Consider the following 24712-nt stretch of genomic DNA (forward strand, 5'->3'; position numbering starts at 1 on the left):
CCGCGGTTTATTTTCAACGTCGGCGAATTCTTGGCGTGGCATTGGGTCTATCAGGCGGGCGCCCTCTATCTGGCACGGCAGCGGTTCACGTTTTGCGTTGGTTGCGCGCGCGCAATCGACCGGCGCCTGGTTATAATTGCAACGTTATTGCATTTTCAAACTCGATCACCGGATTAAGGGAGCGGCGGGTGAGTCAAACAGTCATTCGGCAGCGTATGGGTCTATCAAGCATCAGACTACTGGTGGTTGCACTTGCCTTCGGCATGTTGGTGACGGGTTGCTCCAGCACATCTTCCTCTTCCAGCAGCGCCCGGGTGGTTGACCGCAACAACGCGGCGCCCAAGCGTCCCACAGTGACGTCAGGTCAATATGTAGTGCGTCCGGGTGACACGCTGTTCTCCATCGCCTTCCGTTATGGCTGGGACTACAAGTCCCTGGCTGCGCGCAATGGTATCGAACAGCCCTATACCATTCGCCCAGGTCAGGCGATTCGCTTCGATGAGCCTTCTTCCGGTTCTTCCCGTGTCGTGACTTCCACTTCGCCATCGAGCAAGACCACCGTTACCCGGCGTCCTGCTGGCACGCCACCGCCGCCGAAAAGTACCAGCACGGCAGTCACCACGCCCGTGGTCACTCCCTCCACGGCCCCCACCCAGGTTCCCGCCGCAGAGCGCTCCAGCGGCGGTTGGGCGTGGCCGGCGAACGGTGTGCTGATTGGAAAATTCGCTTCAAACGGTAGTTTGAATAAAGGCATTGATATCGCCGGGGATTTGGGACAGCCTGTTTTTGCTGCCGCTGATGGTTCGGTGGTGTACGCCGGTAGTGGTTTACGGGGCTACGGTGAACTCGTAATCATCAAGCACAACGAAACCTACGTGAGTGCCTACGGTCATAACCGTAGGCTTTTGGTTCGGGAGGGACAGCAAGTCAAGGTAGGGCAGACAATTGCCGAAATGGGGTCCACGGGCACCGATCGTGTGAAGCTTCACTTTGAAATTCGCCGCCTGGGTAAACCGGTAGACCCATTGCAGTTCCTGCCAAACCGTTGATTGTTGGTTCCGGCCTGTTCCTAAGCGTAATGGGGACAGGCTCTAGCGACGCCATGGACAAGGTGCGCTCGAGTCTGAGTTCGAACTCAGCAAAGGACTATAACAATGGCTCTCAGCAAAGAAGCGCCGGAGTTTGACATCGACGATGAGGTTCTTCTCATGGAGACCGGCATCGTTTTGGAAACGGATGTGGTGTCAGACGAACCTGCTGTAACATCGGTTCGGACCAGGGCCAGACAAGGCTCTTCGCTGAAACAGCACAAGTACATCGATTACACCCGAGCACTTGATGCTACTCAGCTTTATCTCAATGAAATCGGTTTCTCCCCCCTGCTGACGCCCGAAGAGGAAGTTCATTTTGCGCGCCTGTCGCAAAGTGGCGATCCCGCGGGTCGCAAGCGGATGATCGAGAGCAACCTGCGCCTGGTGGTCAAGATTGCCCGCCGCTATGTCAATCGGGGGCTTTCGCTGCTCGACCTGATCGAAGAGGGAAATCTGGGGCTGATCCGTGCGGTCGAGAAATTCGACCCCGAGCGAGGCTTCCGTTTCTCCACTTATGCGACCTGGTGGATCCGGCAGACGATTGAGCGGGCGATCATGAACCAGACCCGCACCATTCGCCTGCCTATCCATGTGGTCAAGGAACTGAACGTCTATTTGCGCGCTGCTCGCGAACTGACGCAGAAGCTCGATCACGAACCGTCCCCCGAAGAAATCGCCAATCTGCTGGAAAAGCCCGTTGCCGAAGTCAAGCGCATGCTCGGCCTCAACGAGCGGGTGTCTTCCGTAGATGTGTCCCTCGGGCCTGATTCGGACAAGACGCTGCTCGATACCCTGACGGATGACCGACCAACCGATCCCTGTGAGCTGCTGCAGGACGATGACCTGTCCCAGAGCATCGATCAATGGCTCAGCGAGCTCACCGACAAGCAACGTGAAGTGGTCATTCGCCGCTTTGGCCTGCGTGGCCATGAGAGCAGCACCCTGGAAGACGTTGGGCTGGAGATTGGCCTGACCCGGGAGCGAGTGCGGCAGATCCAGGTCGAAGGGCTCAAGCGTCTGCGCGAGATCCTGGAGAAGAACGGCTTGTCCAGCGAGTCGCTGTTCCAATAATAAAAACCTTCAGCCTTGCAACTGAAACGCCCCGACAGGTTCGGGGCGTTTTTGTTTCTGTCTTAGGACATAGGCCGCTTCTGTCAGCACTGAGTCTTTTGGTGTAAGTAATCGCTTACGCGGCCTGTAAGTGATTGCAGTAAATACGGGTAAATCTTGCCCGATTTTTCACTGGAAATTTTTATAAGCTATTGAAATTAAATGATTTTATTTTGAGCTTCACGTACCCACGTGTCTTTTTTTGAGAGCCATTGCCAGTTGCGACGAACGTCGTACGCGTTAATATTTGTCCTGTGTCTACGGACTGACACAGGTTGTCAGGATGACGACCAAGGACATCGCAGGATGCGATTCATCAGGATGATGATAGGGAATACAGGGACTACGGAAAAAATGTGGGCGGGTCAAACCGCCCCTTTTTTTTGCCCGGTGAAAATGAAAAAAGGCCCATCAGGGCCTTTTTTTGTGAACTGGGAGCGAGTCCGGGACTCAGCGCTCCAGATCCTTGATCTTGCCTTTGACGCCGTCGAACTCTTCGGCTTCCGCCAGCGCGTCTTTCTTTTCAGTGATGTTCGGCCAGATTTCCGCCAGCTCGGCGTTCAGCTCGATGAATTCCTGCATGTCATCAGGTACTTCATCTTCCGAGAAGATGGCTTGGGCAGGGCATTCAGGCTCGCACAGCGCACAGTCGATGCACTCATCCGGGTGAATGACCAGGAAGTTCGGGCCTTCGTAGAAGCAGTCCACCGGACAGACTTCTACGCAGTCGGTGTACTTGCACTTGATGCAGTTGTCGGTGACGACGAAGGTCATTTCTAATTCTCTCCTCAGGCGACGGCAGCGGTGCCCTTCCAGTCAGGGCCGCTCGGTTCGGTAGGTTCGCGGCGAGCCAGGCTAATAACTCGACGCTCCGCCAAACCGCGCGGGATTCTAACAGCTTGTGAAGCGCCGCGTTATAACAGAGTCTTCAGTTCATAGAGCATTTCGATAGCTTGACGCGGCGTCATGTTGTCGAGATCGAGCTTGCCGATCTTGTCGATGGCGGGATGCGGCAGGCTGGCGAAAAGATCGCTCTGGTGCGGGACTGCCGGCTCGCTGCGACTACGGGTCGCGGCTTTTGGCACCTCGTGGGGCAGGCTGGAGGTCTCCAGGCGACCCAGATGCTCGCGGGCGCGCTGGATCACCGGAGTGGGTACACCCGCCAGTTGCGCCACTGCCAGGCCATAGCTCTGGCTGGCAGGGCCGGGAAGGACATGATGCAGGAACACGATACGTTCGTTGTGCTCCGTGGCGTTCAAGTGCACGTTGGCCACCAGCGGCTCGCTCTCCGGCAGGACCGTCAGCTCGAAGTAGTGGGTGGCGAAAAGGGTGTAGGCGCGCAATTGAGCCAGACGTTCGGCGGCGGCCCAGGCCAGCGACAGGCCGTCGAAGGTACTGGTGCCACGGCCCACTTCGTCCATCAGCACCAGGCTGCGGTCGGTGGCGTTGTGCAGGATATTCGCGGTTTCGCTCATTTCCACCATGAAGGTGGAGCGGCCGCCAGCCAGGTCATCGCTGGAGCCGATACGGGTGAAGATGCGGTCCACCAGCGACAGTTTGCAGGCGGCTGCCGGCACATAGCTGCCGATATGGGCCAGCAGCACGATCAGTGCGGTCTGACGCATGTAGGTAGATTTACCGCCCATGTTCGGGCCGGTGATGATCAGCATGCGGGTGCTGTCATCCAGCGCCAGGTCGTTGGCCACGAACGGGCTGGTCAGGACCTGCTCGACTACCGGATGACGGCCCTGGTCGATCTGCATGCACGGCTCGTCGACGAAGGTCGGGCAGTTCAGGTCGAGGGTCAGGGCGCGCTCGGCCATGTTGCTCAGCACATCCAGTTCGGACAGCGCGGCGGCGGTGTCCTGCAGTGGCGCCAGATGGCTGATCAGGGTTTCCAGCAGTGCGTCGTAGAGCATCTTCTCCCGGGCCAGGGCGCGGCTCTTGGCCGAGAGTGCCTTGTCCTCGAAGGTTTTCAGTTCGGGAGTGATGAAGCGTTCGGCACCCTTTAGTGTCTGGCGGCGGATGTAATCGACCGGGGCCTGTTCGGCCTGCTTGCTCGGCAGCTCGATAAAGTAGCCGTGGACGCGGTTGTAGCCGACCTTGAGGTTGGCCAGGCCGGTACGGGCCTTTTCCCGGGCCTCCAGATCGATCAGGAACTGTCCTGCGTTCTCGCTGATCGACAGCAACTCGTCCAGTTCGGCGTCGTAGCCGGTCTTCAATACGCCGCCATCGCGGATCACCGCTGGCGGGTTGTCGATGATGGCCTTGTCCAGCAGGTCGGCCAGTTCCGGGTAAGTGCCCGCGATGGCGGCCAGGCGCGCCAGATGCGGCGCCTCCAGCTCGGCCATGGCGTTCTGCAGTTCTGGCAGGGCTCCCAGCGCATCACGCAGTCGCGCCAGGTCGCGGGGACGCGCATTGCGCAAGCCGATACGGGCGAGGATCCGCTCGATATCGCCGATGTCCTTCAGTTGCGGCTGAAGCCGCTCGAAACGGTAGTTGTCGAGCAGACAGCGAATCGAGCCCTGACGTGCCTGCAGGACTTTCAGGTCGCGCAGAGGGCGGTTCAGCCAGCGGGTCAGCAAGCGGCTGCCCATGGCGGTCTGGCAGCGATCGATCACCGATTGCAGGGTGTTGTCGCGGCCACCGGCCAGGTTTACGTCCAGTTCAAGGTTGCGGCGGCTGGCGCCATCGAGGATGACCGTATCGTCCAGGCGTTCGTGCTTGAGGCTGCGCAGGTGGGGCAGGGCAGTACGCTGGGTTTCCTTGGCGTAGCCCAGCAGGCAGCCCGCGGCGCCGATGGCCAGGGTCAGCTTGTCGCAGCCGAAGCCCTTAAGGTCCTGGGTCGCGAACTGCTGGCACAGGCTTTTGCGCGCCGAATCGGGATCGAAGTCCCATGGTGCACGACGGCGAGAGCCACGGCGCTTCTCGGCGGGCAGGCCCTGGGGCCAATCATCCGGAATCAGCAGCTCGACCGGATTGGTCCGCTCCAGCTCGGCCAGCAGGTTTTCCCAGCCCTTGAGTTCCTGCACGGTGAAGTTGCCGCTGGTGATATCCAGCACGGCCAGGCCGAACAGGCGCTCGTCGCCGAGTACCGCCGCGATCAGGTTGTCGCGACGCTCGTCCAGCAGCGCCTCGTCACTGATAGTGCCGGGCGTGATGATACGCACCACCTGGCGCTCGACCGGGCCTTTGCTGGTGGCCGGGTCGCCGATCTGTTCGCAGATCACCACCGATTCGCCCAGTTTCACCAGCTTGGCCAGATAGCCTTCAAGCGAGTGGAAGGGGATACCGCACATAGGAATCGACTGGCCCGCCGACTGACCGCGTGCGGTCAGGGTGATATCCAGCAGTTTCGCGGCTTTTTTCGCATCTTCGTAGAAGATTTCGTAGAAGTCGCCCATGCGGTAGAACATCAGCTGGTCCGGATGCTGGTTCTTCAGCTTCCAGTATTGCTGCATCATCGGGGTGTGTGCGGAGAGGTCGGACATTAAAGGCCTGGGAGCGGTGTCTATGGTGGTGTTAAGCGCCTAATACTACAGGGATTTTTTCAGCGCTGCTGAGGTAGGACTGGACAGATGTAAGCGGTGTTTTCCGACGAGGAGAGGATGAAGCGTGCCAGTATTCGATTGCGGCAAGTATCGCAGAGAACAACGGCCTGAAGGTCTCCAGACCGTTGAAGTCGGTATCAACGCTGCTCGGTATCGGATGCCGAGCTTTCGTTGAATTCGGCAATCCAGGAGGCGACCATCGCTTCCGGATAGTTACGATGGAAATGCCTTCTCCAAGGGTAGGCGCTCTGGCCTGAACCATCTTTGAGCTTGATCTTGCTGGTGTCACAAATGAACTTCGCGGGATTTCCCACTACCACAGTGTTGGCGGCAACATCTTTTCCAACTGAGCTGTGAGCACCGACGAGCGCGCCAGATTTGACGGTAACGCCAGGGAGTACGACAGACATTGTTGCAACCACTGCATAGTCCTCAATAGTCGCGCCAAGCATTACATTGCTAGGCGGATGAGGATCATTGGTCAGTACGACGTAAGGGAAAATCCAGACGTAGTTACCAATGGTGGAGTGCTGGCCGATATGCACGTTGCTATGAAATTTGACATGTTCGCCAATTTCGCAGTGCCCCTGAATATCGGATAGCGTTCCAATTTGAAGTCCTTCACCAGCGACAGTTTTTTCTCGGACTGTAACGCGGTGGCCTGTGGACAACTTCTTGCCAAACGTCGAGCCTTCATAAAACACACTGTGTGAACGAATCACCGCTTCCTCGCCAATGACGAGGGGCTTGCCGTTAGCGAGCGCAGATGGAACACCGATTTCGCAGTGCGAGCCGATCTGTGTGTTATCACCGATTACGACGTTGCCATGAACAATGGTGTAGGGGCCGATGCTGACACCCTTGCCGATTTTTGCGTTTTCGTCGATTAAGGCTGTTGAATGAATCATGCCTGCCTTCATTGGTTTATTGGTTACGGGGATAATCGATGTCAGTACTTGTAAAAACCTTGGCCTGTCTTTCGACCAAGCCTGTTCGATCTGACCATCTTTCTCAGCAGCGGATGAGCACGATACTTTGGGTCGCCCGTTTCATTATGGAGGGTTTCCATGATGGAGAGGTTGACATCATTACCGATCAGGTCAGCCAGTGCCAACGGGCCAATGGGATGGTTGGCACCGAACTTCATCGCCTTGTCGATTTCTTCTGCAGAAGCTACGCCCTCCGCAAGTATGCCAATCGCTTCATTGATCATCGGGATCAGCATCCGGTTGACAATGAAACCCGGCGCTTCGTTTACCAGCACAGGCTCCTTGCCGAGCGATTTGGCGAAGTCGAACGCCCAATCAATGGTTTTGCGAGAGGTTGCGAGTCCAGCAATGATTTCGGTCAATCTCATGACCGGTGCAGGATTGAAAAAATGCAATCCAAGCAGGTTTTCCGGATATGGACAGAGCGAGGCGAGTTCAGTAATGGATAGCGACGAAGTATTGGATGCGAGAATCATGTCTTGCGTCGCCACTTCAGCCAGGCCCGAGAAGATTGCTCTTTTGGCCTCCATGTTTTCAGCAATTGCCTCAATCACGAGTTGCGAATCGACAACTTGCTCATAGCGATGGATGATCTGGATTTTTTCGGCGTAATTGCTTGCCAGCGTCGAATCCAGGCGCCCCTTCCTGACCTGCTGGCTCCAGAGGTTGCGTAAAGACGACGCGGCATCCTGAACGTTGAGAGTTTCCCTTCCCATCCAGCGAATGGAGCCCACGTTGTCGGATTGTGCCAGGACCTGGACGATACCTTTGCCCATGACACCTGTACCGATCACTGTGACGCAGACGCGCCCCTCGTTACCATTCACGGTATGCAACTCCCTTTCCGACTTGAAAATGGCTGCATCATAGTCAATAAAGCGACTTTTATACAGGACGCACCTCGGCCGAATCCGACCAAGCGGAGCCTATCTGGGTGCCGAGTAGTGGCTGGTGCACGGTTCAATTGCATTTCTATATCCGCCCCTGCATTATGCATTCCATGCAAAAGCGCAATGTAGCCTCCGTTCTCAAGTCACTGCTGGATCGCCACGGGATCTCCGCCACGGAGCTGCACCGGCGCACCGGCGTCCCTCAATCAACCTTATCGCGGATTCTCGCCGAAAAAATCGTCGATCCGTCGGACAAGCACATTTCGAAGATCGCCCAATATTTCGGTGTGAGCACTGACCAGTTACGTGGCCGTGTCGAGTTGGGCGAGAACCGTGAGATCGATCCTGGTCACGACGAGTTGCGCGATATCAGCCTGTGGGACGATGAAACCCCCGTCGAGGACGACGAGGTGTCCGTTCCTTTTCTTCGTGAGGTCGAGTTGGCAGCAGGATCAGGAAGATTCGTCATCGAGGAAAGCGAGCGCGCCCGCCTGCGTTTCGGCAAGCGCAGCCTGCGCCACAACGGTGTGCAGTTCGACCAGGCCAAGTGCGTGACGGTACGTGGCAACAGCATGTTCCCGGTACTGCGCGACGGCGCCACGGTGGGCGTGAATACGGGCAAGTGCTCGATCGGCGACATCATCGACGGCGACCTCTACGCCATCAACCACAACGGCCAATTGCGCGTGAAACAACTCTATCGCCTGCCTACTGGCATTCGCCTGCGCAGCTTCAATCGCGACGAGCATCCTGACGAGGACTACAGCTTCCAGCAGATGCAGGAAGAACAGATTGCCATCCTTGGTCATGTGTTCTGGTGGGGCATGTTCGCTCGCTGATCGTCACCCCGACACCCATGAAAACCCGCCTCGGCGGGTTTTTTTTTCGCCTCTCCAAAACCGCTCCAGGCCAATGCCGGCAAGGGTTCCATGCGCTCGTGCAAATCCACTGATGCAAATATTTCCAAAAATGCATTGACTGTATATGCATCCATGCATAGAGTTCGTTCCAAGCCGGCCAGACACCGGCGGCGAGAAAGGCAGCGATGAACAGGCCTCGACTGTTCAGAGGGTTGGCAACTGACCCGGGTGTGCAGCGTAAAGCACCAAGAGCAGTTATCCGGCGGGCAGGTGGCCGCGGCCGGAGGAACAATTCGAAGCGGAAGCGTCCAGCGCACCAGTAGTGGCGGGCGTTTCAACGACGCATTACTGAAGGGCCCAGGCAAGTCCCGGGCTTTTTGGAATGCCGAGTGACAACTCGGTCCCATTCCCCGTTCGGCCCGTCGCTGTACGGGAAAACAAAGGAGGCAGGACCGTGACAAGCGAGCAACAGACGTTGCTGGAAATGCCGATCTGGCTGGTGATCGTCCTGGCGTTGCTAGGTGGGGTCTCCGGCGAGATGTGGCGAGCAGACAAGGCCGGCGCCCGGGGTGGCGCCTTGCTCAGGCGGTTGGTATTGCGCTCGGGGGCCTGCATGGTCTGCGGTGTCTCCACCGTGATGCTGCTGTATGCCAGCGGCCTTTCCATGTGGGCGGCCAGTGCCCTGGGCTGCCTGACCGCGGTGGGTGGTGCGGATATCACCATGGGCCTTTACGAGCGCTGGGCGATCAAACGCCTGGGCTTGGGCACTGAAAGCAAGGAGAGATCATGAGCGACCTCAATCAATTGCATCAGGCCATCAGTGCCACCATTGCCGCGGCAATGCCGCAACTGGCAACCGTCGGCAGCCATGCAGTGGTGCAAGAGGGCAGCGTGCTACCGGCGCTCTTTCATTCAATCGTCAGGCTGAAGCCAGGTATCGATCCTGGTGACGGGCATTCGTGCATCGACGCGACATTCGAGGCGCGCATCCATGTCGATGCAAGTCACCCGCAAGCCGCACAGAACGCGTCCACCCTGGCGACACAGTTGGTGGGCCTGCTGCGCAAGCAGTACTGGGAGATCGACTTCGTCGAAGAGGCCCGCGTTACCAAGGCGCGACCGTTGTATGGCACGCCGTCGGCCTGGCGGGTGCGCTGGAAACAGGTGTTGCATCTGGGCGAGGCGCAGTGGCCCTGGCCGAACCAGCCACCGGGGTCGTTGGTATTTGCCTTCGACCCGGACGCGGGGTCTGGTAACGAGGGTAACTACAAGTCCCCGGAGGACTTCGCATGAGCTATGCCAGTGCGATGCATGACCGCATGATCGCCGGTCTGCTGATTCCCTGCCGGGTGGTGGCGGTCGATCTGGCGGCGGCCAGGGTACGGGTTTCCGATGGTGCTGGCTGGACCAGCGCCTGGGTGCGCTGGCACAGCCAGGCTGCCGGCAAGGCCCGACACTGGCGGGTGCCGAGCCTTAACGAGCAGGGCATGCTGATCAGTCCCAGCGGCGAACCCGCCCAAGGCACTTTCGTCCCCGGCCTTTATGGCAATGCCGGCGGCCCGCCGGACAACCGCGAGCATGTCGAAGTCTGGCGTTTCGACGATGGCGGCTCGTTGATCTACGACTGGCAGGCCAGCAGCTACAGCATTGAACTGCCAGGCGGAACCATCAACCTCAAGGTCGGCGCGACCACGCTGACCGCAACCCCCGACGCGATCACCCTGACCTCTGGCAGCCTGACCTTGAATGGCCCGGTGCAGATCAACGGGACCTTGCAGGTGGCGGGGGATATCCACGGCGGCGGCGCGATCATCGATACGGCCGGGAACACGCCCAATCACAAGCACTGAAACCAGCCCGCCGATGCGGGCTTTCTTATGCCAAGGAGAACGCCATGGCATTTACGAAAAACAAGTCCGGGCCCGACGGCGCCGAAGGAGCATCGCCATGATCGGAATGGACCGCCGCTCAGGCCAACCGCTCTCGGGCCTCGCCCACCTGCGCCAGTCCATCGAGGACATCCTCACCACGCCGTTGGGCAGCCGGCGCATGCGCCCGGATTACGGCAGCAAGCTGCGCCGCTTCGTCGACCTGCCGGTCAACGAAGGCTGGAAAAGCGCGGTACAGGCCGAGGTGGCGAGGTCCCTGGTGCGCTGGGAGCCGCGTCTGAAACTGGAACGGGTCCGGGTACTGGCAGTGTTGGACGGGCAGATCAGCCTGCAACTGACCGGGCAATACCTGGGCGACAGCCAGATCCTGGAGGTGACGGCATGAGTATCGTGAGCCTTTCGGCGCTGCCCGCGCCGCAGGTACTGGAAGACCTGGATTTCGAGGAGATCTTCCAGGCGGACCTGGCGACCTTCCGGTCGCATATGGGCGATAGCTGGACTGCACAACTGGAAAGCGATCCGGTGACCAAACTGCTTGAAGTCGGCGCCTATCGCACCCTGCTCAACCGGGCGCGGGTCAACGACGCAGCCAAGGCGCTGCTGCTGGCGTATGCACAAGGCAGCGACCTCGACCAGCTGGCGGCCAATGTGCAACTGCAGCGTTTGGTGGTGCGAGCCGCCGATCCGAGCACGGTGCCGCCGACCGAGGAAGTCCTGGAAGAAGACGATGCCCTGCGTGAGCGGATCGAACTCGTCTACGAAGGGCTGACCACTGCGGGGCCGCGCAACAGCTACATCCTGCATGCCCGCAATGCCTCGGGGCAGGTGGCCGATGCCACGGCGGAAAGTCCGTCGCCAGCGGTGGTGGATGTGACGGTGCTGAGCCTCGCTGACGATGGCATTGCCAGCCCCGAGTTGCTGGCGCAGGTCGCGGCCTATCTCAATGACGACCAAGTACGCCCGGTGGCTGATCGGGTGACGGTACGTAGCGCAGAGATCCTGCCCTATCGCATCGAGGCAATCTTGCATATGGAGAGCAACGGGCCGGAAACCGAAGCGATCCTGGTCGAGTGCCGCCGCCGTCTGCAGAACTGGATCAATCCGCGTCGGCGCTTGGGGGTGGAGATCTCCCGCTCGGCGATAGACGCGCAATTGCATATCAGCGGTGTCGGTCGGGTCGAGCTGATCGACTGGCAGGACCTGCGTCCGAGCAAAGGCCAGGCCGCCTGGTGCCATGAGTTCAGCGTGAGCGCAGGAGACTGATATGGCTAGTCTCTTGCCGCACAGCAGTACTTTGCTGGAACGGGGCATCGAAACCGCATCCGCGAACATGCTCGAGATTCCGTTGCGCACGTTGTACAACCCTGACACCTGTCCCACGCACCTGCTCCATCACCTGGCGCTGGCCTGGTCGGTGGACCGTTGGAACGAGAGCTGGCCGGAAGAGGTTAAGCGCGCGGTGATCCGTAGCTCGTTCGGCGTGCACGCCCGCAAGGGGACCATCAGTGCCCTGCGGCAAGTGGTCGAGCCCTTCGGTTACCTGATCGAGGTCGCTGAGTGGTTCACCACCTCGCCGCAAGGTGTGCCCGGGACCTTCGCGCTGAAGATCGGGATTTCCGACAAAGGTATCAGCGAAGAAACCTACGAGCAGATGACGGCCCTGATCGACGATGCGAAGCCCGTCAGCCGACACCTCACCGGCATTGCCATCACCCTCGACAGCAAGGGTTACCTGCGCACTGTTTTCAGTGTCAGTGAAGGCGACTACATCGACATTCATCCGCCGACCTCACGTGTGATCGAGGTCAGCGGCAACCACGGCTTCATCGGCCGTGACCATCAAATCGAAACCCTGGACGTTTACTCATGACTGACCAGAACAGCCAGTTCTTCGCGATCCTCACTGCGGTGGGGGAGGCCAAGCAGGCCAACGCGAACGCCTTGGGCGTACCCTGGACCTTCGCCCAGATGGGTGTAGGCGACGCGAACAACACCGACCCCGTGCCGGTGAGCACCCAGACCAAACTGATCAACGAGCGCCGTCGTGCCCCGTTGAACCAGATCTCGGTAGACCCGAACAATCCCAGCATCATCGTTGCCGAGCAGGTGATTCCGCCTGACGTCGGCGGCTGGTGGATCCGCGAGATCGGCCTGTATGACGCTGCCGGTGATCTGGTGGCGGTGGCCAACTGTGCGCCTAGCTTCAAGCCGCTGCTCTCCCAGGGCACCGGCAAGACCCAGGTGGTGCGCTTGAACATCATCGTCACCAGTTCGGCGAATGTGCAGTTGAAGATCGACCCCGCCGTGGTCCTGGCCACGCGCGAGTATGCCGACTCCCTGATCCTGAACGTATTGCCGCCGAACAAGGCGGCTGGTACCTACACGCAGGTTCGCATCAACAATCGCGGTGTCGTTCAACAGGGGTACAACCCGACTACCTTGGCTGGCTACGGCATCACCGATGCGATGCCCAAGGAAGCTGGCGGGCTGATGACCGGCGCACCGCTTATCGAAGGCGCGCTCTCGGACCTGCGGAGCACGCAATTCATTGCCGTCACTCCGAATACGCCTGACAAGCCCGCCGCGTTCAACTATGGAGCAGGGTTTCATGTCCACTGGCCTCAGGGCAGTCGTTATGCTTTCGAGATGCTCTCGGCCGTGGTGGGTGAGTGGTACGGCGTGCGCAAGCTTGACGACAACGGGCAGGGAACGTGGCGCAATCTCTGGCACAGCGGCAACTTCACACCCGAGCTGAAAGCCGACCTGGCCAGTCCGACCTTCACCGGTACTGTACGGGTTCCTGATGTTGTGGCCGGCAATGCGAGCAACCAGGCTGCGAATACCAAGTTCGTGAAGGATGCCATTGCGGCGCTGGTGGGCTCATCGCCTGCTGCCCTGGACACACTCAATGAGTTGGCCGCTGCGCTTGGCAACGATCCCAACTTTGCATCGACCATGACCAACGCGTTGGCGGGGAAGGCGGCTAAGGCCACCACTCTCGAGGGATATGGAATCACCAACGGACTTCGTGTCGATCAACCGAGTAGTCAACGTCCATCGCTGTATTCGAACAGCGTGGGGGGAGACGAGAACGCTGGCACAGGCGCAGCCCTGGAAATTCGCGAAGCACAGCTGGTGGGAGCGTCCAATACGAGTTTCGCTTATGCGCCGCGGATTCTGTTCCATTGGGCGGGTGCTGCGTCAGGTTCGCTGGGAATGAATGCCACCGGGCATCCGGCGTGGAATGGCAAGAACATGCTGCTCGCTGGCGATGTGGAAATCACTGGAAAAGCGGACAAGGCGACGACACTCGCCGGGTATGGCATTACCGATGCATATACCCGGGCGCAGACCAATGCCACGATAGACAGCACCATAACGGCGTTGCGTGGAGGGGTCGGCTCAGGCCTGGATACACTGCAGAAACTGGCGCTCGCCATTGGTGGCGATGGCAATTTTGCCTATTCCGTGCAAGGCCGTATCGACGCCAAGGCCACCAAGGCGACTACCCTGGGCGGCTATGGCATCCAGGATGCCTATACCAAGGGCGAGGTAAACGCCGCCATTGCCGAGGTCAACACCAGCGTTTCGACGAAACTCGACAAAAGCGGCGGTACAGTCTCCGGACTGCTGATGATCAGTAATCCCAATCAGACCAATACCCAGTCGGGCTTCATTCTCCATAACCCGGCATCCCCCACGGGTTGGGTCACCGCAGCACTGGGTACTGACACCAGCAACGTGAAGCTCTCCTTCCAGGGTGGGCAGAACACCCTTTACCTGCGCAACCACGCCACCCAGTACGCCGCCCTTGATGCGGGCAACGTGACATCCAATGGGTACTCCTGTCATACGGAAGCAACGTTCCTCAAGCCATCGGCAGAGCGGTGGATATCGATATCTACTCCTAGTGGTGCCACTGTTCTGCCGTCAGGCGGGACCTGGGCCTATTACCTCATGAACTACAACACCTATGGGGCAGCACTTAGTGGCGCCGCAGGCATGGCCGCTGGCGGGGCTACGATAAACAACGGGCAATGCCATGGGTTTGCCTGGAGGGTCCAATGATGAGTGCAGCAATGGAACAAGAAATGGATCCCCAAAAAGCCAATCCGCCACTTGCGCTCATCAAGGATATCCAGCGCAAGGCCGACGGCACCTTTATCGTCGACTGCAACGGTTATCCGTTCCACGCCACGGCTCAAGAGACCCCGGTTATCCATGCCCAGATCCTCGACATGCTCGAGGCCGGGGAGCCGTGTTCGGAATTCGTCGAGCCGACGCTCTCCGAGGCCGACCTGCAAGCTGCAGAGCGCAGTTGGCGCGACGCAGAACTCGAACGCTGGCTCTGGCTGCGCGAACGTCATCGCGACCAGCAGGAAATCCAGCTCGATACGACGCTGAGCAACGAGCATTTCAGCGAACTGCTGACCTACTTCCAGGCTCTGCGCGACTGGCCGCAATCCAGTCTCTTCCCGGCCAGCGAGCAGCGTCCGCAACGGCCTGTCTGGCTCTCCGAACATCTCGCTTGAAACCTCGCATCACGCGTGTGGTGTCGTTTCTCTCCCTGAAGAATCGAATGGTTTCGTAGGCCGAAGCTGTTCGTTGGAGTTTTCATGACTAATACAAATGAAGTGACCACTTACATCGGTGTTTCACCGGACGACTTCGGTGCTGCCGGTGATGCCGTAACCGACGACCTGGACAAGGTTCGCCTGGCGCTCAACGAGGCGATGAGCAAGCGCATTCCGCTGATCCTGAACAAGACCTACGCAATCGATGGCGCCCTGACCATCGAGAACCAGAATGGTTTGGTGATCGAGGGTAGCGGTGGCCTGCGCAGCATCAGTTCCACGGCAACCTGCGTGCTCGAGATCAAGAACTGCACCTCCATCGTGGCCCGGCCCGGCCTGCACGTTGACGGGCAGTCTCGGGAAAACATCCAGTGCGCAATCAAGGTCTGGGCAACTGGCAGTGGTACCTGCTCGCTGCACTCGCTGGGTTTCAACGTGGTCAATGCCGTGGTCGGCTGGCAGTTCGGCGACTTCTCTGCACCGGACAATCTGCTATCGGAAATCGTCGTCCACAACGGCTACACCTACAACGTGCCGCAACCAATCGTGGCGATCGGTGCGCAGACGGTAATCGAGGTTGCCAGCTATCAGCTGGTCAGCGCCGGGGTTGGGGCACTGGCAGAAAAAGCCCATGTGCTCGCGACGGTTCATGGTGCGACGCTGGTCATCAACTCCGGGGAGTGCCCCATGCCCGCCATCAGCTCGGGGTTTGGATTCCTGTGTTGTCCGATTGCCGCGACCAGTACCTACAACCTCTACGGCGACATCGTGCTTCAGGGAGTCTCCGTAGAGAATGCCAGTGTCATGTTCCTTGCCTACAACCCGCGCTCGGTTCCATCGGTAAAACCGGGCACTGGTGGCCTGAGGATGTCTGGCTGCCGGGGCTACCACACCTACCCCGGTATCTCTTTCCAGGGCGCGGCGGACTTCAGCGGCCGGGTGGTGGTCGATGCCACGAACAACTTCTATCGGGGCAACGTGACCAACGCGAAGCTGGCGTCCTGGCAGGGGCCGGTGGAGTACTGGATCGATCCGCTGGCCTTCGACAGCAACTGGACGCGAGGGCTGGCAGGCTTTTCGGGTGGGATTGCGATCTTCCCTTACCAGCAGATCTTCGAAGCGAGCTACCTGGCCGGGGCCACCTTCCAGCCCGGCGTATCGGACCTGGTTTTCAACAGCGTGCCGGCAAGACCGGAGAACGCGCATTTCTATTCCTGCTACGACCTTTCGACTGGCGTTTTCACGGTGCCGGTGGGGGGACTCAAAGGCGTGGTCGCCACGCTCTCGTTCAACTGTGGCCAGCCGTCGCCGGCCTCGTCGCTCGAGGTTTACATCAATGGCGCGCTTTTCGACCAGGCAGGAGCCAACACCCATTACTGCAACGGCAACTTCGTGCTTGGCGATCTCTCTGCCGGAGATACCGTCTCGTTCAAGTTTGCCAATGCTGGCGCAGCATTCGCCGCAACGGGGGGCGGCAAGGACCGCATCACCCTGTCTGCCCGGCGTTGAACAGCGCAGTGCAATTACTGCTGTTCTGAACACCCGCCTCATCCTGGCGGACCCATCCCGATAACCATGATCACTCTCGAAGGCCCCGCAACGACGGGGCCTTCTCACATCTGGAGAAATACCAATGAGTGGATTCTTCCACGGCGTTACCGTCACCAACGTCGACACCGGTGCTCGCAGCATCGCGTTGCCGTCTTCGTCCATCATCGGCCTGGTCGATACCTTCACCGAAGGCCCGACCGCCACGGCCAAGGCCAACGACCTGGTGCTGATCACCAGCGAGCGTGAAGCCATCGCCGCATTCGGCGCCGATGCCGCCATCACCAAGGCCTGCCAGGCCATCTATGCCCGGGCCAAGGCGGTCATCGTCGCTTGCGGCGTGGCCAAGCTCACCGACGCCGCCGAGCAGACCTCGGCGATCATCGGTGGCGTCGAAGCCGACGGCAAGCGTACCGGCCTGCAGGCGCTGCTCGACGGCAAGAGCCGTTTCAACGCCCAGCCGCGCCTGCTGGTGACCCCGAAACACAGCGCCACCCAGGCGGTGGGCACCGCCCTGGTCGCCCTGGCCGACAAGCTGCGCGGCCTGGCCATCATCGACGGTCCGGGCACCACCGACGAGGCCGCCCTGGCCTACGCGGAAAACTTCGGTGCCAAGCGCGCGTTCATGGTCGACCCGGGCGTGAAGTACTGGGACACCAGTGCCGACGCCACCGTCGATGCGCCGGCTTCGGCCTGGGTCGCCGGTCTGTTCGCCTGGACCGACAACGAGTACGGCTTCTGGGCCTCGCCGTCGAACAAGGAGTTCGTCGGCATCACCGGCACCACCCGTGCCGTGGAGTTCCTCGATGGCGACGAGACCTGCCGCGCCAACCTGCTGAACAACGCCAACATCACCACCATCATCCGTGATGACGGCTTCCGCCTGTGGGGCAACCGCACCCTGTCCAGCGATGCGAAGTGGGCTTTCGTCACCCGCGTGCGGACCATGGACATCGTCATGGACGCGATCCTCTACGGGCACAAGTGGGCGGTGGACCGCTCGATCACCGCGACCTACGTCAAGGACGTGACCGAAGGCCTGGAAGCCTTCATGCGCGACCTGAAGGCCCAGGGCGCGATCATCAACTTCGAGGTCTATGCCGACCCGGAGCTCAACACCGCCAGCCAGCTGGAGCAGGGCAAGGTGTACTGGAACATCCGCTTCACCGACGTCCCACCTGCAGAAAACCCCAACTTCCGCGTCGAGGTCACCAACCAGTGGTTGACCGAAGTCCTCGACCAAGCCGCTTAAGGAGCAATACACATGGCAATGATTCCGCAAACCCTGGCCAACCTGAACCTGTTCGTCGATGGCGTCAGCTTCCAGGGCAATGTCAGTAGCCTGACCCTGCCCAAACTGTCGCTGAAACTCGCCGAGCAACGCTTCGGTGGCATGGACACTCCGGTCGATATCGACCAGGGCATGGAAAAGCTCTCCGCCGAGTTCGCCACTGCCGGTGTTCGCCCGGAGTCGCTGAAGTTCTTCGGCCTGGCCGACAACTCGGCGTTCAACGGCACCTTCCGCGGTGCATTCAAGGGCCTGAAAGGCGCGATCACCCCGGTCGTCGTCACCCTGCGCGGGGCACTGACCGTCGTCGAAATGGGCGAATGGAAGACCCCGAGTGAAAGCTCGGTCAAGCACACCGTTTCCCTGACCTACTACAAGCTCGAGATCGATGGCCGGCTGATGTACGAAATCGACCCGCTGGGCATGAAACGGGTCATCAACGGTGTTGACCAGCTCGCTGCCCAACGTACCGCCCTCGGTCTCTGAAACAAGGACAAGCTCGTATGACGCAAGCAACGAAAGTACCCGCCTGGTTGACCGTCAGTGCCGACCGTGTTGTGGTCAGGCTCAGCCGTGCCACCGAGGCCAACGGCGTGCAGGTCGACAGCCTGTCGCTACGCGCGCCGACCGTGCGCGACCTGCGTGCCGCGCAATCGGGTGGCGCCGACGACGAGATCCGGGAGATGAACCTGTTCGCCTCCCTCGCCGAAGTCGGTGTCAAGGATCTTGAGGGCCTCACCCTGAAGGACTATAGCCGCCTGCAGACGGGCTATTTTCGTCTGGTGCAAGACGACGAGCTTTGATCCCTCAAGGCAAAAGGCGGCAGCGAAGCGGCTCGCGAAAGAGCTGAACTTCTCTGCCGCCGAGATCATGACCATGTCGTACTGCGACATGGTCTGGTGGCTCACAGAGTGAGCCGGGTTTGCGCGCAGGGAGGACGATATGGCGAGCGAACTGGGAGGGACGGCAACAGTTGTAGTCGGCAGTGCAGTGGTCAGTACGGTGGGCACTGCCTTTGGCACGATTCTCAACACGATCGAGAACCGCCTCAAGCAATTGGAGCAGCAAGGTAATCGAACCACGGTGCTGCGCACCACCATCAAGGAGGCCACGGACCTCGAACAGCAACTCGGGGCGGTGGGGGACAAGGGCTCCGACGCCGCTGCCGATCTGCAGATACGGTTGGACAAGGTCAGGAAGAATCTCCGCGACCAGCAGGTGGATGTCTCGCGTCTGACCGAGACCTATGAATCCCTCGGTCGAGTGATCGAAGGCATCGAGCAGCAAAGGAAGGGCCTGCAATCGATTGCCGAGGGCAAGCAACTGCTCGGTAAATCCAGGACCGTGATCACCAGCATGATGAAACCGGTGCAAACGGCAGCCACGTTCGACAACAAGGTCGGAGAGGTCGTCGGCAACGCCGGTGTTCGTGGGTTGGAGGAGAGGGCTGCGGCGAAGGCGCTGGTCTCTGGCAAAGCCAGCGAGATTTCGCGCGACACGGGAATGGATGCCGCTGGCGCAGTAGGTCTGATTGGTCAGTTGGTTCAACAGGGGCTCAAGCTGGACAAGGCCCTGGAACTGGCGCCGTCGGTGGCGAAGTTCTCGGTCAGTCAGGGGGTGGATCAGAAGGAGGCGGTGCAACTGGCCGTAGCCTTGTCAAAGTCGGATGTCGACTCGGGCGCCAAGATGGAGTCGGTGCTCGGTGGCTATGCCGCGCAAGCAGCTGCGGGTGAACTGCGGATCGCCGAGATGACCCGGTCGGTCACCAAGTTGTTGCCGGAGATGACTGCAAAGGGGCTGAAAGGCGGTTATGCCGCCCAGCAGCTCGGCGCGATGACCCAGGCCCAAGCGGCCGGGGGGATCGATGCGGCAGCGGGCGTGGAGAACATCAAAGGTGCCCTTGCCACACTGAAACCAGGCACTGTGGTCGAAAACGCCAGTCAGTTTGAAAAGGCAATGGGCTCGGAACAGGCCCGCAAAGGTTATGCCACCGCCATGGAGGCCTCGGCACAGGGCAGTGGTGCGCTCGACAGCCAGATGGATCAGCGTCGAGCGGACCCTGGCTATCAGTTGCAGGCCGCTTCCAACTCCCTGGAGGAATTGAAGCGCAGCTATGGCGCGATTCTGCTGCCTTACGTTGGAAAGGCAGCAGAAGGTTTCACCACCGTCACCCAGGCAGTGACGGATCTGATGAACAAGTGCCAGCCAGTAGTGTTGGTGCTTTCCGGTCTTGCGGCGGGTGTAGCGGCGTTGGGAGCAGCCGCTGGTGCCTACAGGATCGGCAAGGGCGTCCTGGATGTAGGGCGCGGCATGTACAAGCAGTCCTCCGGGAGTGCCGGCGGGCAAGGTCGAGGTTCTGTCGCTGCTTCGCTGACCAGGGTTGCGCTCGACGCCCTTGGGCTCGGAGGTTCAAGTAATGATGGGCCCGCCGCGGCGAGCAATGCGGGTGGCAGCCTGGCCGCTCGCAGCCAGCCGGTAGACGTGCGTGTGGTGAACATGGGCGATCTGCGCTGGCGGCCTGTCGGCAATGCGGGCGATGGCTACGGCGGTAGAAAAAACACGACGGGATCCGGGGTGGAGACGAATGCAGTCCGGCCCCCTGAAAAGGCAACCGTGTCGGGCAATCAGCAGCAAGGTCGGAAAGAGAAGGCAAAGAAAAAGAAAGGCCAGCAGAACATATTTGGCAATGACATTCATGAGATCAGCGTAGGGCCGCGGGATTTTGCCTACAACTCCGGAGTTCCAGGTGATTCGCCGGCCATGGGTTTTGCGGGCTCCTCGGGCAATAAAAAACGAGCCCAGGGGAAAGTGAAAAACCGAGGCCGGCGAGGCGGGGCAGGCGACGACTCCGAAAACATGCGCTTTTCGCAGCATGACGATATCTACGGTTCTGGGGTTCTCGGCGATTTTTTAGGCTCGAGTTTCTCGGGGGGCCGCCGAGCGGTCAGTTCGCCGGGTTTCGGTTCCTCTTTATCCATGGGCGCCATGAAGGGCGCGCTAAAGCGTTTGCCGGGCGCGAGCCTGGTCGATGGCGCCATGATGGCTCTGGACGTGGTTCGCAATGCGACCACGCCCGAAGAGCGAGCCGAGGGGCTTGGAACAGCGGCGGGAACGGCGGGTGGCTCGATGGCCGGTGGTGCCATCGGCGCAGCCATAGGACAGGTTCTTATCCCCATACCTGGTGTGGGGGCAGCCATTGGCGGCATGGTCGGTGCCTCGCTTGGTGCTGACGCGGGGGCGGACTTCGGTGCCTGGCTGGGAAGACTCTGGAGCGGCAGTGGCGACAAGGAGAAACCATCCACTTCACCGCAGACGCAGATCGCGGCGACGAGCAACTCGAGTTCACCGGTCGATCGGCATGTCGGTGAAGTTTCCCGCTCGTGGCGCGAGGGGCAAGCGGCGGACATGCCAGGGTTGGAGCGGGTATCGGTTGTCCACCCACTCGATGCCGTGTCGGCCGGTGCGTCGCCGCCGCTTCCGGGCAACAGTTCGTTGCCCACGACGGCTTCCGGTCCGGTCCAGCAGAACATTGTCCTTTCCCCCAGCATCCCGATCACGGTACAGGGCAACATCACCGACCCCAACGACCTGGTGCGCATGCTGGCACCCGCTATCCAGCAAATGTTCAGTGATCTTGCCGCAAAGGCAAACCAGGGCAGTTCGCTCTGGGATAACCCGGCGACCACCTACATCGCTTGAGGAGACGGCATGGCCTACATGGAATCAATGCAATCCAGCCTGCGCTCGCTGGTAGCGGCGGGCGAAGCCGGGCGGCGCAGTGCCGATGAAATGCTGGGGCCCTTGAATGGCGCCGTCAGCGATATCACCGGTGCAGCCACCGAGCTGGAAAACCTGCCCTTCGTGGGCGAGGCAATTGGCAAAAAACTGCAACGCACCATGCGCGCCATCGAGGTGGCGCAGTCGACGGTGGGGATGGTTGCGGTAAAGTACAACCAGGCGGTCAGCGTGATCGCTGAGGTCGAGAGCCGTCTGGAAAGCTTTTCGGAACAGGCGGGCAAGGCCGCTGCCGCGATCAACCGGGTTGCGGGCAAGATCAGTCCCTCGTTAGGGACGATCCTGCCGACCGGGTCGTTCGCACCCCAGACCACCCCGGCGGAGGATGCGGTCAAACCGTTCCCGCATCTGTTGATTCTCCAGCCGCTGACTAACGGGGCAGAGGCCTTTTACTTCAACCTCGATACCGCAGCCTTCAACCAGTTCAAGCGGACCAAGGCCTTCAACTGGGCCGGCCAGGATCGTCTATCGCGCAGCAAGGCGCAGCAGGCGATCGCGATGGGCGAGGACAAGATCACCCTCGAAGGGGCTATCTTCCCCACGTTCAGGGGCGGGCTCGGTCAGTTGCAACGCCTGCGCAGCATCGGTCAGCAGTTGCAACCGCTGAGCCTCAGCACCGGCTACGGGGAGATTCTCGGTAACTGGTGCCTGGTCAGCGTCAGCGAAACCCAGGACAACCTCATGGCTGGCGGCATCCCGGGCCAGCAAGCCTTCACATTGGAGTTCGTGAGCTATGGCGACGATATGCAGAACGTCTGAGGGGGATCTGCTCGATACCTTGTGCCAGCACTACTACGGGCATCTGCGCGGATGTGTCGAAGCGGTTCTGGATGCCAACCAGGGGCTGGCCGATGAGGCCCAACCGTTTCGCGCCGGTGTCCTGATCAGGCTGCCGCAGTTGTCCGCCGCGACCGATGCCACGGTCATGCTGTGGGATTGAGTCATTCGCAGCATCAGACCCCGCCTTGTGCGGGGTTTGTTTTTTCTGGAGCCTGAACATGCAGCCTGTATTTCGCGTCATTGCCGATGGCAAGGACATCACTGCGCTGATCAACGACCGTGTGCTGTTGTTGCGTACCACCGACAAGGCGGGGATGGAGTCCGATGATTTCGAACTCAGCCTCGATGATCGCGACAGTGCATTGGCCTTGCCTGCGCGTGGTGCGCAACTGGAAGTCTATCTGGGTTATGCAGGTCAGGAGCTGACACGGCTGGGACGCTACACAGTGGACCAGATCGACCTGTCCGGCCCGCCCTCGACCATGGCGATCCGTGGCAAGTCGGCGGACATGCGCGGTACTGGAAAGACCATTCGCAGTGGAAGCTGGGAAAGCATCGCTCTGCAACAGGTCGTTCGCGATATCGCCGCGCGCAACGGCTGGCAGCCGCAGTGTCCGGTCACCACGGTCATTCCTCGGGTCGATCAGCTCAATGAATCGGATTTCAACTTTGTTACTCGCATCGCCGTGCAGTATGGCTGTACCGCCAAGATTGCCGACGGAGCGCTGCTGGTGCTGCCGCGGCAGGCCGGCAAGAGCGCCAGTGGCAAGGACCTTGGGGTGGTAAGCGTAGGGATGCACGACGTCCGGCGCTGGAAGTTTCACCTCCAGGACAGGGGCACGGTCAAGGCGGTGCAGACCCGCCATCAGGATCAGGCGACGGGACAGCAGAATACTGCAGAGGCGTCCAATGAAAACGCTCCGGAGGATATCGAGGCGGTGTTCGTCGATCGTCACATCTATCCGAACAGATCAGCCGCCGAGCAAGCAGCCAAGGCACGTCTGGAGGCTTTCAAGCGCAGCACCGCCACGGTCTACCTGGAGATGGCCGGGCGTACCGACCTGTTCGCCGAACGCATGCTGCGGGTGCAAGGTTTCAAGGATGGTCTCGATGGCGATTACCTGATCGATACCGTGACCCAGACGTTCACTGCTTCTGGCTGGGATACCACCGTGCAATGCAACGGCACTAACCAGGGCAAGTCCACGGCGAAAAGCCGGAAAACCACACAAACCAAACCGCTCAAGGCCGAGCAGAGCGAGGGGCCTAAATGAATCTGACCGAAGCCGATCTCTTCCGTATCTACCCCAACGCCCGCTCTTCAGCGGGCGTTTTCGTTCCGGCCCTGAATGCCGCCATGGCGCACTGGGGCATCGACAATCCGCGGCGGATGGCCGCCTTTCTCGCCCAGATCGGTCATGAGTCGGGGCAGCTGCGCTATGTGAAGGAGTTGGGTGGCGAGCAATACCTGGCTCGCTACGACACCGGCAACCTGGCCCTGCGTCTGGGCAATACGCCGGAGGCCGATGGCGATGGCCAGCTGTATTGCGGCCGTGGCCTGATCCAGATCACCGGGCGCAACAACTATCGCGCCTGCAGCGTTGCCCTGTTCCAGGACGAACGCCTGCTGGCCCGGCCACAGATGCTCGAAGAACCCCAGTGGGCCACCGAATCGGCGGCCTGGTTCTGGCATTCTCGCGGGTTGAATCAGCTTGCTGATCGCGGCGAGTTCAACCGCATCACCCGGCATATCAATGGCGGCCTCAACGGCCTGGAGGACCGTCTCAAGCTCTGGGCCCGGGCGCGGGAGGTGCTGTGTTGAGCCGTGTGAATGCGGTCGCCGTTGTATTGGCGGTACTGGCGGCCTGTGCGCTGACCTGGCAGGTCCAGGCGTGGCGCCATGGGCGGGAAATGGCCCTGCGCGAAAGTGAATATGACCGCGAACGCCTGCAACTGGCGCAGGGCGCTGCTGCGCAGTTGCAGGAAGAACAGCAGCGGCGCCTGGCCCTGGAGCAGCGCGTGCAGTCCGCCGACCAACTTCATTCTCGGGAGCTTAGCGATGCCCAACAGACTCAGGCTCGTCTGCGCGACCGGCTGGCTACTGCTGATCTGCGGTTGTCAGTCCTCCTCGCCAGCGACGCCGACAGCACCACTGTGCCTGCCGCCGCCGGCGCCGGCGGCGTGGTTCATGATCCCCCGCGAGCCCGACTTGACCCGGCGCATGCTCGACGAATTGTCGCCATCACCGGCGACGGTGACGAAGGACTGATCGCATTGCGCGCCTGCCAGGCCTACGTGCGCGCACTGGCGTTCTGAGTGGTGTAGGGTAGGGCAGTTTTTCCAAGGA

25 protein-coding genes are annotated in these 24712 nt (G+C 60.4%); 21 read left to right on the top strand and 4 right to left on the bottom strand.

The genetic code is table 11. The annotated features are described in order from the left end of the window. The first annotated feature begins 188 nt into the window (after positions 1-188). Both ACODSK_RS05440 and rpoS read left to right on the top strand, forming a co-directional pair. Positions 189-1049 carry a peptidoglycan DD-metalloendopeptidase family protein gene (locus ACODSK_RS05440; protein WP_489014421.1) on the top strand — a complete coding sequence of 287 codons (861 nt, stop codon included), beginning with the start codon at positions 189-191 and terminating at the stop codon, positions 1047-1049. 105 nt (positions 1050-1154) lie between these two features. After that, positions 1155-2162: an RNA polymerase sigma factor RpoS gene (gene rpoS, locus ACODSK_RS05445; protein WP_489014423.1), complete on the top strand. Its 1008-nt coding sequence runs from the start codon at positions 1155-1157 to the stop codon at positions 2160-2162. Positions 2163-2651: 489 nt separating this feature from the next. Here rpoS and fdxA read toward each other — a convergent pair whose 3' ends face one another. The 4 genes from fdxA to ACODSK_RS05465 form a co-directional block, all read right to left on the bottom strand. Continuing rightward, positions 2652-2975, bottom strand: a complete 324-nt coding sequence (fdxA, locus tag ACODSK_RS05450) for a ferredoxin FdxA (protein ID WP_095154054.1) — start codon at positions 2973-2975, stop codon at positions 2652-2654. 140 nt (positions 2976-3115) lie between these two features. Next, positions 3116-5692, bottom strand: coding sequence for a DNA mismatch repair protein MutS (gene mutS / locus ACODSK_RS05455; protein ID WP_489014424.1), 2577 nt, complete (start codon positions 5690-5692; stop codon positions 3116-3118). Between the two features lie 197 nt (positions 5693-5889). Beyond that, positions 5890-6660 carry an acyltransferase gene (locus ACODSK_RS05460; RefSeq protein ID WP_489014426.1) on the bottom strand — a complete coding sequence of 257 codons (771 nt, stop codon included), beginning with the start codon at positions 6658-6660 and terminating at the stop codon, positions 5890-5892. Between the two features lie 41 nt (positions 6661-6701). Further along, complete coding sequence (locus ACODSK_RS05465; protein WP_489014428.1) at positions 6702-7568, bottom strand: 3-hydroxyacyl-CoA dehydrogenase family protein; 867 nt, start codon at positions 7566-7568, stop codon at positions 6702-6704. Positions 7569-7741: 173 nt separating this feature from the next. On the opposite strand from ACODSK_RS05465, the gene ACODSK_RS05470 reads away from it, so the two are divergent. The 19 genes from ACODSK_RS05470 (at position 7742) to ACODSK_RS05560 (ending at position 24681) form a co-directional block, all read left to right on the top strand. Further along, on the top strand, positions 7742-8470 hold the full coding sequence (locus ACODSK_RS05470) for a LexA family transcriptional regulator (protein WP_489014632.1): 729 nt from the start codon (positions 7742-7744) through the stop codon (positions 8468-8470). 475 nt (positions 8471-8945) lie between these two features. Continuing rightward, on the top strand, positions 8946-9281 hold the full coding sequence (locus tag ACODSK_RS05475) for a phage holin family protein (RefSeq protein WP_489014429.1): 336 nt from the start codon (positions 8946-8948) through the stop codon (positions 9279-9281). Continuing rightward, the gene (locus ACODSK_RS05480; RefSeq protein WP_489014430.1) at positions 9278-9784 is read left to right on the top strand and encodes a hypothetical protein; all 507 of its coding nucleotides are present in this window, start codon (positions 9278-9280) and stop codon (positions 9782-9784) included. Before ACODSK_RS05475 ends, ACODSK_RS05480 begins: the two co-directional genes overlap by 4 nt. Next, a complete protein-coding gene (locus tag ACODSK_RS05485) occupies positions 9781-10341 on the top strand; it encodes a phage baseplate assembly protein V (RefSeq protein ID WP_489014432.1) in 561 nt (186 codons plus the stop codon). The genes ACODSK_RS05480 and ACODSK_RS05485 overlap by 4 nt, the downstream gene beginning before the upstream one ends. Before the next feature lie 97 nt (positions 10342-10438). After that, positions 10439-10765: a GPW/gp25 family protein gene (locus ACODSK_RS05490; protein ID WP_489014434.1), complete on the top strand. Its 327-nt coding sequence runs from the start codon at positions 10439-10441 to the stop codon at positions 10763-10765. Continuing rightward, positions 10762-11643: a baseplate assembly protein gene (locus ACODSK_RS05495; RefSeq protein ID WP_489014435.1), complete on the top strand. Its 882-nt coding sequence runs from the start codon at positions 10762-10764 to the stop codon at positions 11641-11643. The genes ACODSK_RS05490 and ACODSK_RS05495 overlap by 4 nt, the downstream gene beginning before the upstream one ends. A 1-nt stretch (position 11644) precedes the next feature. Next, complete coding sequence (locus ACODSK_RS05500) at positions 11645-12250, top strand: phage tail protein I (protein WP_489014436.1); 606 nt, start codon at positions 11645-11647, stop codon at positions 12248-12250. Next, entirely contained in the window at positions 12247-14448 is a 2202-nt protein-coding gene (locus ACODSK_RS05505; RefSeq protein WP_489014438.1) for a phage tail protein, read from the top strand. The genes ACODSK_RS05500 and ACODSK_RS05505 overlap by 4 nt, the downstream gene beginning before the upstream one ends. Beyond that, positions 14448-14912, top strand: coding sequence for a tail fiber assembly protein (locus tag ACODSK_RS05510; RefSeq protein WP_489014439.1), 465 nt, complete (start codon positions 14448-14450; stop codon positions 14910-14912). The genes ACODSK_RS05505 and ACODSK_RS05510 overlap by 1 nt, the downstream gene beginning before the upstream one ends. A gap of 84 nt (positions 14913-14996) precedes the next feature. Beyond that, the gene (locus ACODSK_RS05515; RefSeq protein WP_489014441.1) at positions 14997-16463 is read left to right on the top strand and encodes a hypothetical protein; all 1467 of its coding nucleotides are present in this window, start codon (positions 14997-14999) and stop codon (positions 16461-16463) included. A 124-nt stretch (positions 16464-16587) separates the two neighbouring features. Then, positions 16588-17754: a phage tail sheath subtilisin-like domain-containing protein gene (locus tag ACODSK_RS05520; RefSeq protein ID WP_489014443.1), complete on the top strand. Its 1167-nt coding sequence runs from the start codon at positions 16588-16590 to the stop codon at positions 17752-17754. 12 nt (positions 17755-17766) lie between these two features. After that, positions 17767-18276, top strand: a complete 510-nt coding sequence (locus ACODSK_RS05525) for a phage major tail tube protein (protein ID WP_489014445.1) — start codon at positions 17767-17769, stop codon at positions 18274-18276. A gap of 17 nt (positions 18277-18293) precedes the next feature. Continuing rightward, a complete protein-coding gene (locus tag ACODSK_RS05530) occupies positions 18294-18593 on the top strand; it encodes a phage tail assembly protein (RefSeq protein WP_489014447.1) in 300 nt (99 codons plus the stop codon). 139 nt (positions 18594-18732) lie between these two features. Beyond that, entirely contained in the window at positions 18733-21489 is a 2757-nt protein-coding gene (locus ACODSK_RS05535; protein WP_489014449.1) for a phage tail tape measure protein, read from the top strand. A 9-nt stretch (positions 21490-21498) separates the two neighbouring features. Next, positions 21499-22344, top strand: coding sequence for a phage tail protein (locus ACODSK_RS05540; RefSeq protein WP_489014451.1), 846 nt, complete (start codon positions 21499-21501; stop codon positions 22342-22344). Further along, a complete protein-coding gene (locus tag ACODSK_RS05545; RefSeq protein WP_489014453.1) occupies positions 22319-22525 on the top strand; it encodes a tail protein X in 207 nt (68 codons plus the stop codon). Before ACODSK_RS05540 ends, ACODSK_RS05545 begins: the two co-directional genes overlap by 26 nt. Positions 22526-22583: 58 nt before the next feature. Beyond that, positions 22584-23639: a phage late control D family protein gene (locus ACODSK_RS05550; RefSeq protein ID WP_489014455.1), complete on the top strand. Its 1056-nt coding sequence runs from the start codon at positions 22584-22586 to the stop codon at positions 23637-23639. Continuing rightward, positions 23636-24187: a glycoside hydrolase family 19 protein gene (locus ACODSK_RS05555; protein WP_489014457.1), complete on the top strand. Its 552-nt coding sequence runs from the start codon at positions 23636-23638 to the stop codon at positions 24185-24187. The genes ACODSK_RS05550 and ACODSK_RS05555 overlap by 4 nt, the downstream gene beginning before the upstream one ends. Continuing rightward, on the top strand, positions 24184-24681 hold the full coding sequence (locus tag ACODSK_RS05560) for a lysis system i-spanin subunit Rz (protein ID WP_489014459.1): 498 nt from the start codon (positions 24184-24186) through the stop codon (positions 24679-24681). Before ACODSK_RS05555 ends, ACODSK_RS05560 begins: the two co-directional genes overlap by 4 nt. Positions 24682-24712: the final 31 nt, after the last annotated feature.

It is taken from the genome of Pseudomonas sp. FG98, from assembly GCF_057808595.1.

Coding starts and splice junctions, on each gene's coding strand:
- ACODSK_RS05505 (WP_489014438.1), top strand. CDS start 12,247: ATGACTGACCAGAACAGCCAGTTCTTCGCGATCCTCACTGCGGTGGGG.
- rpoS (WP_489014423.1), top strand. CDS start 1,155: ATGGCTCTCAGCAAAGAAGCGCCGGAGTTTGACATCGACGATGAGGTT.
- ACODSK_RS05550 (WP_489014455.1), top strand. CDS start 22,584: ATGCAGCCTGTATTTCGCGTCATTGCCGATGGCAAGGACATCACTGCG.
- ACODSK_RS05535 (WP_489014449.1), top strand. CDS start 18,733: ATGGCGAGCGAACTGGGAGGGACGGCAACAGTTGTAGTCGGCAGTGCA.
- ACODSK_RS05525 (WP_489014445.1), top strand. CDS start 17,767: ATGGCAATGATTCCGCAAACCCTGGCCAACCTGAACCTGTTCGTCGAT.
- ACODSK_RS05530 (WP_489014447.1), top strand. CDS start 18,294: ATGACGCAAGCAACGAAAGTACCCGCCTGGTTGACCGTCAGTGCCGAC.
- ACODSK_RS05460 (WP_489014426.1), bottom strand. CDS start 6,660: ATGATTCATTCAACAGCCTTAATCGACGAAAACGCAAAAATCGGCAAG.
- ACODSK_RS05545 (WP_489014453.1), top strand. CDS start 22,319: ATGGCGACGATATGCAGAACGTCTGAGGGGGATCTGCTCGATACCTTG.
- ACODSK_RS05490 (WP_489014434.1), top strand. CDS start 10,439: ATGATCGGAATGGACCGCCGCTCAGGCCAACCGCTCTCGGGCCTCGCC.
- ACODSK_RS05540 (WP_489014451.1), top strand. CDS start 21,499: ATGGCCTACATGGAATCAATGCAATCCAGCCTGCGCTCGCTGGTAGCG.
- ACODSK_RS05510 (WP_489014439.1), top strand. CDS start 14,448: ATGAGTGCAGCAATGGAACAAGAAATGGATCCCCAAAAAGCCAATCCG.
- ACODSK_RS05480 (WP_489014430.1), top strand. CDS start 9,278: ATGAGCGACCTCAATCAATTGCATCAGGCCATCAGTGCCACCATTGCC.
- ACODSK_RS05485 (WP_489014432.1), top strand. CDS start 9,781: ATGAGCTATGCCAGTGCGATGCATGACCGCATGATCGCCGGTCTGCTG.
- ACODSK_RS05515 (WP_489014441.1), top strand. CDS start 14,997: ATGACTAATACAAATGAAGTGACCACTTACATCGGTGTTTCACCGGAC.
- ACODSK_RS05470 (WP_489014632.1), top strand. CDS start 7,742: ATGCAAAAGCGCAATGTAGCCTCCGTTCTCAAGTCACTGCTGGATCGC.
- mutS (WP_489014424.1), bottom strand. CDS start 5,692: ATGTCCGACCTCTCCGCACACACCCCGATGATGCAGCAATACTGGAAG.
- ACODSK_RS05555 (WP_489014457.1), top strand. CDS start 23,636: ATGAATCTGACCGAAGCCGATCTCTTCCGTATCTACCCCAACGCCCGC.
- ACODSK_RS05520 (WP_489014443.1), top strand. CDS start 16,588: ATGAGTGGATTCTTCCACGGCGTTACCGTCACCAACGTCGACACCGGT.
- fdxA (WP_095154054.1), bottom strand. CDS start 2,975: ATGACCTTCGTCGTCACCGACAACTGCATCAAGTGCAAGTACACCGAC.
- ACODSK_RS05495 (WP_489014435.1), top strand. CDS start 10,762: ATGAGTATCGTGAGCCTTTCGGCGCTGCCCGCGCCGCAGGTACTGGAA.
- ACODSK_RS05500 (WP_489014436.1), top strand. CDS start 11,645: ATGGCTAGTCTCTTGCCGCACAGCAGTACTTTGCTGGAACGGGGCATC.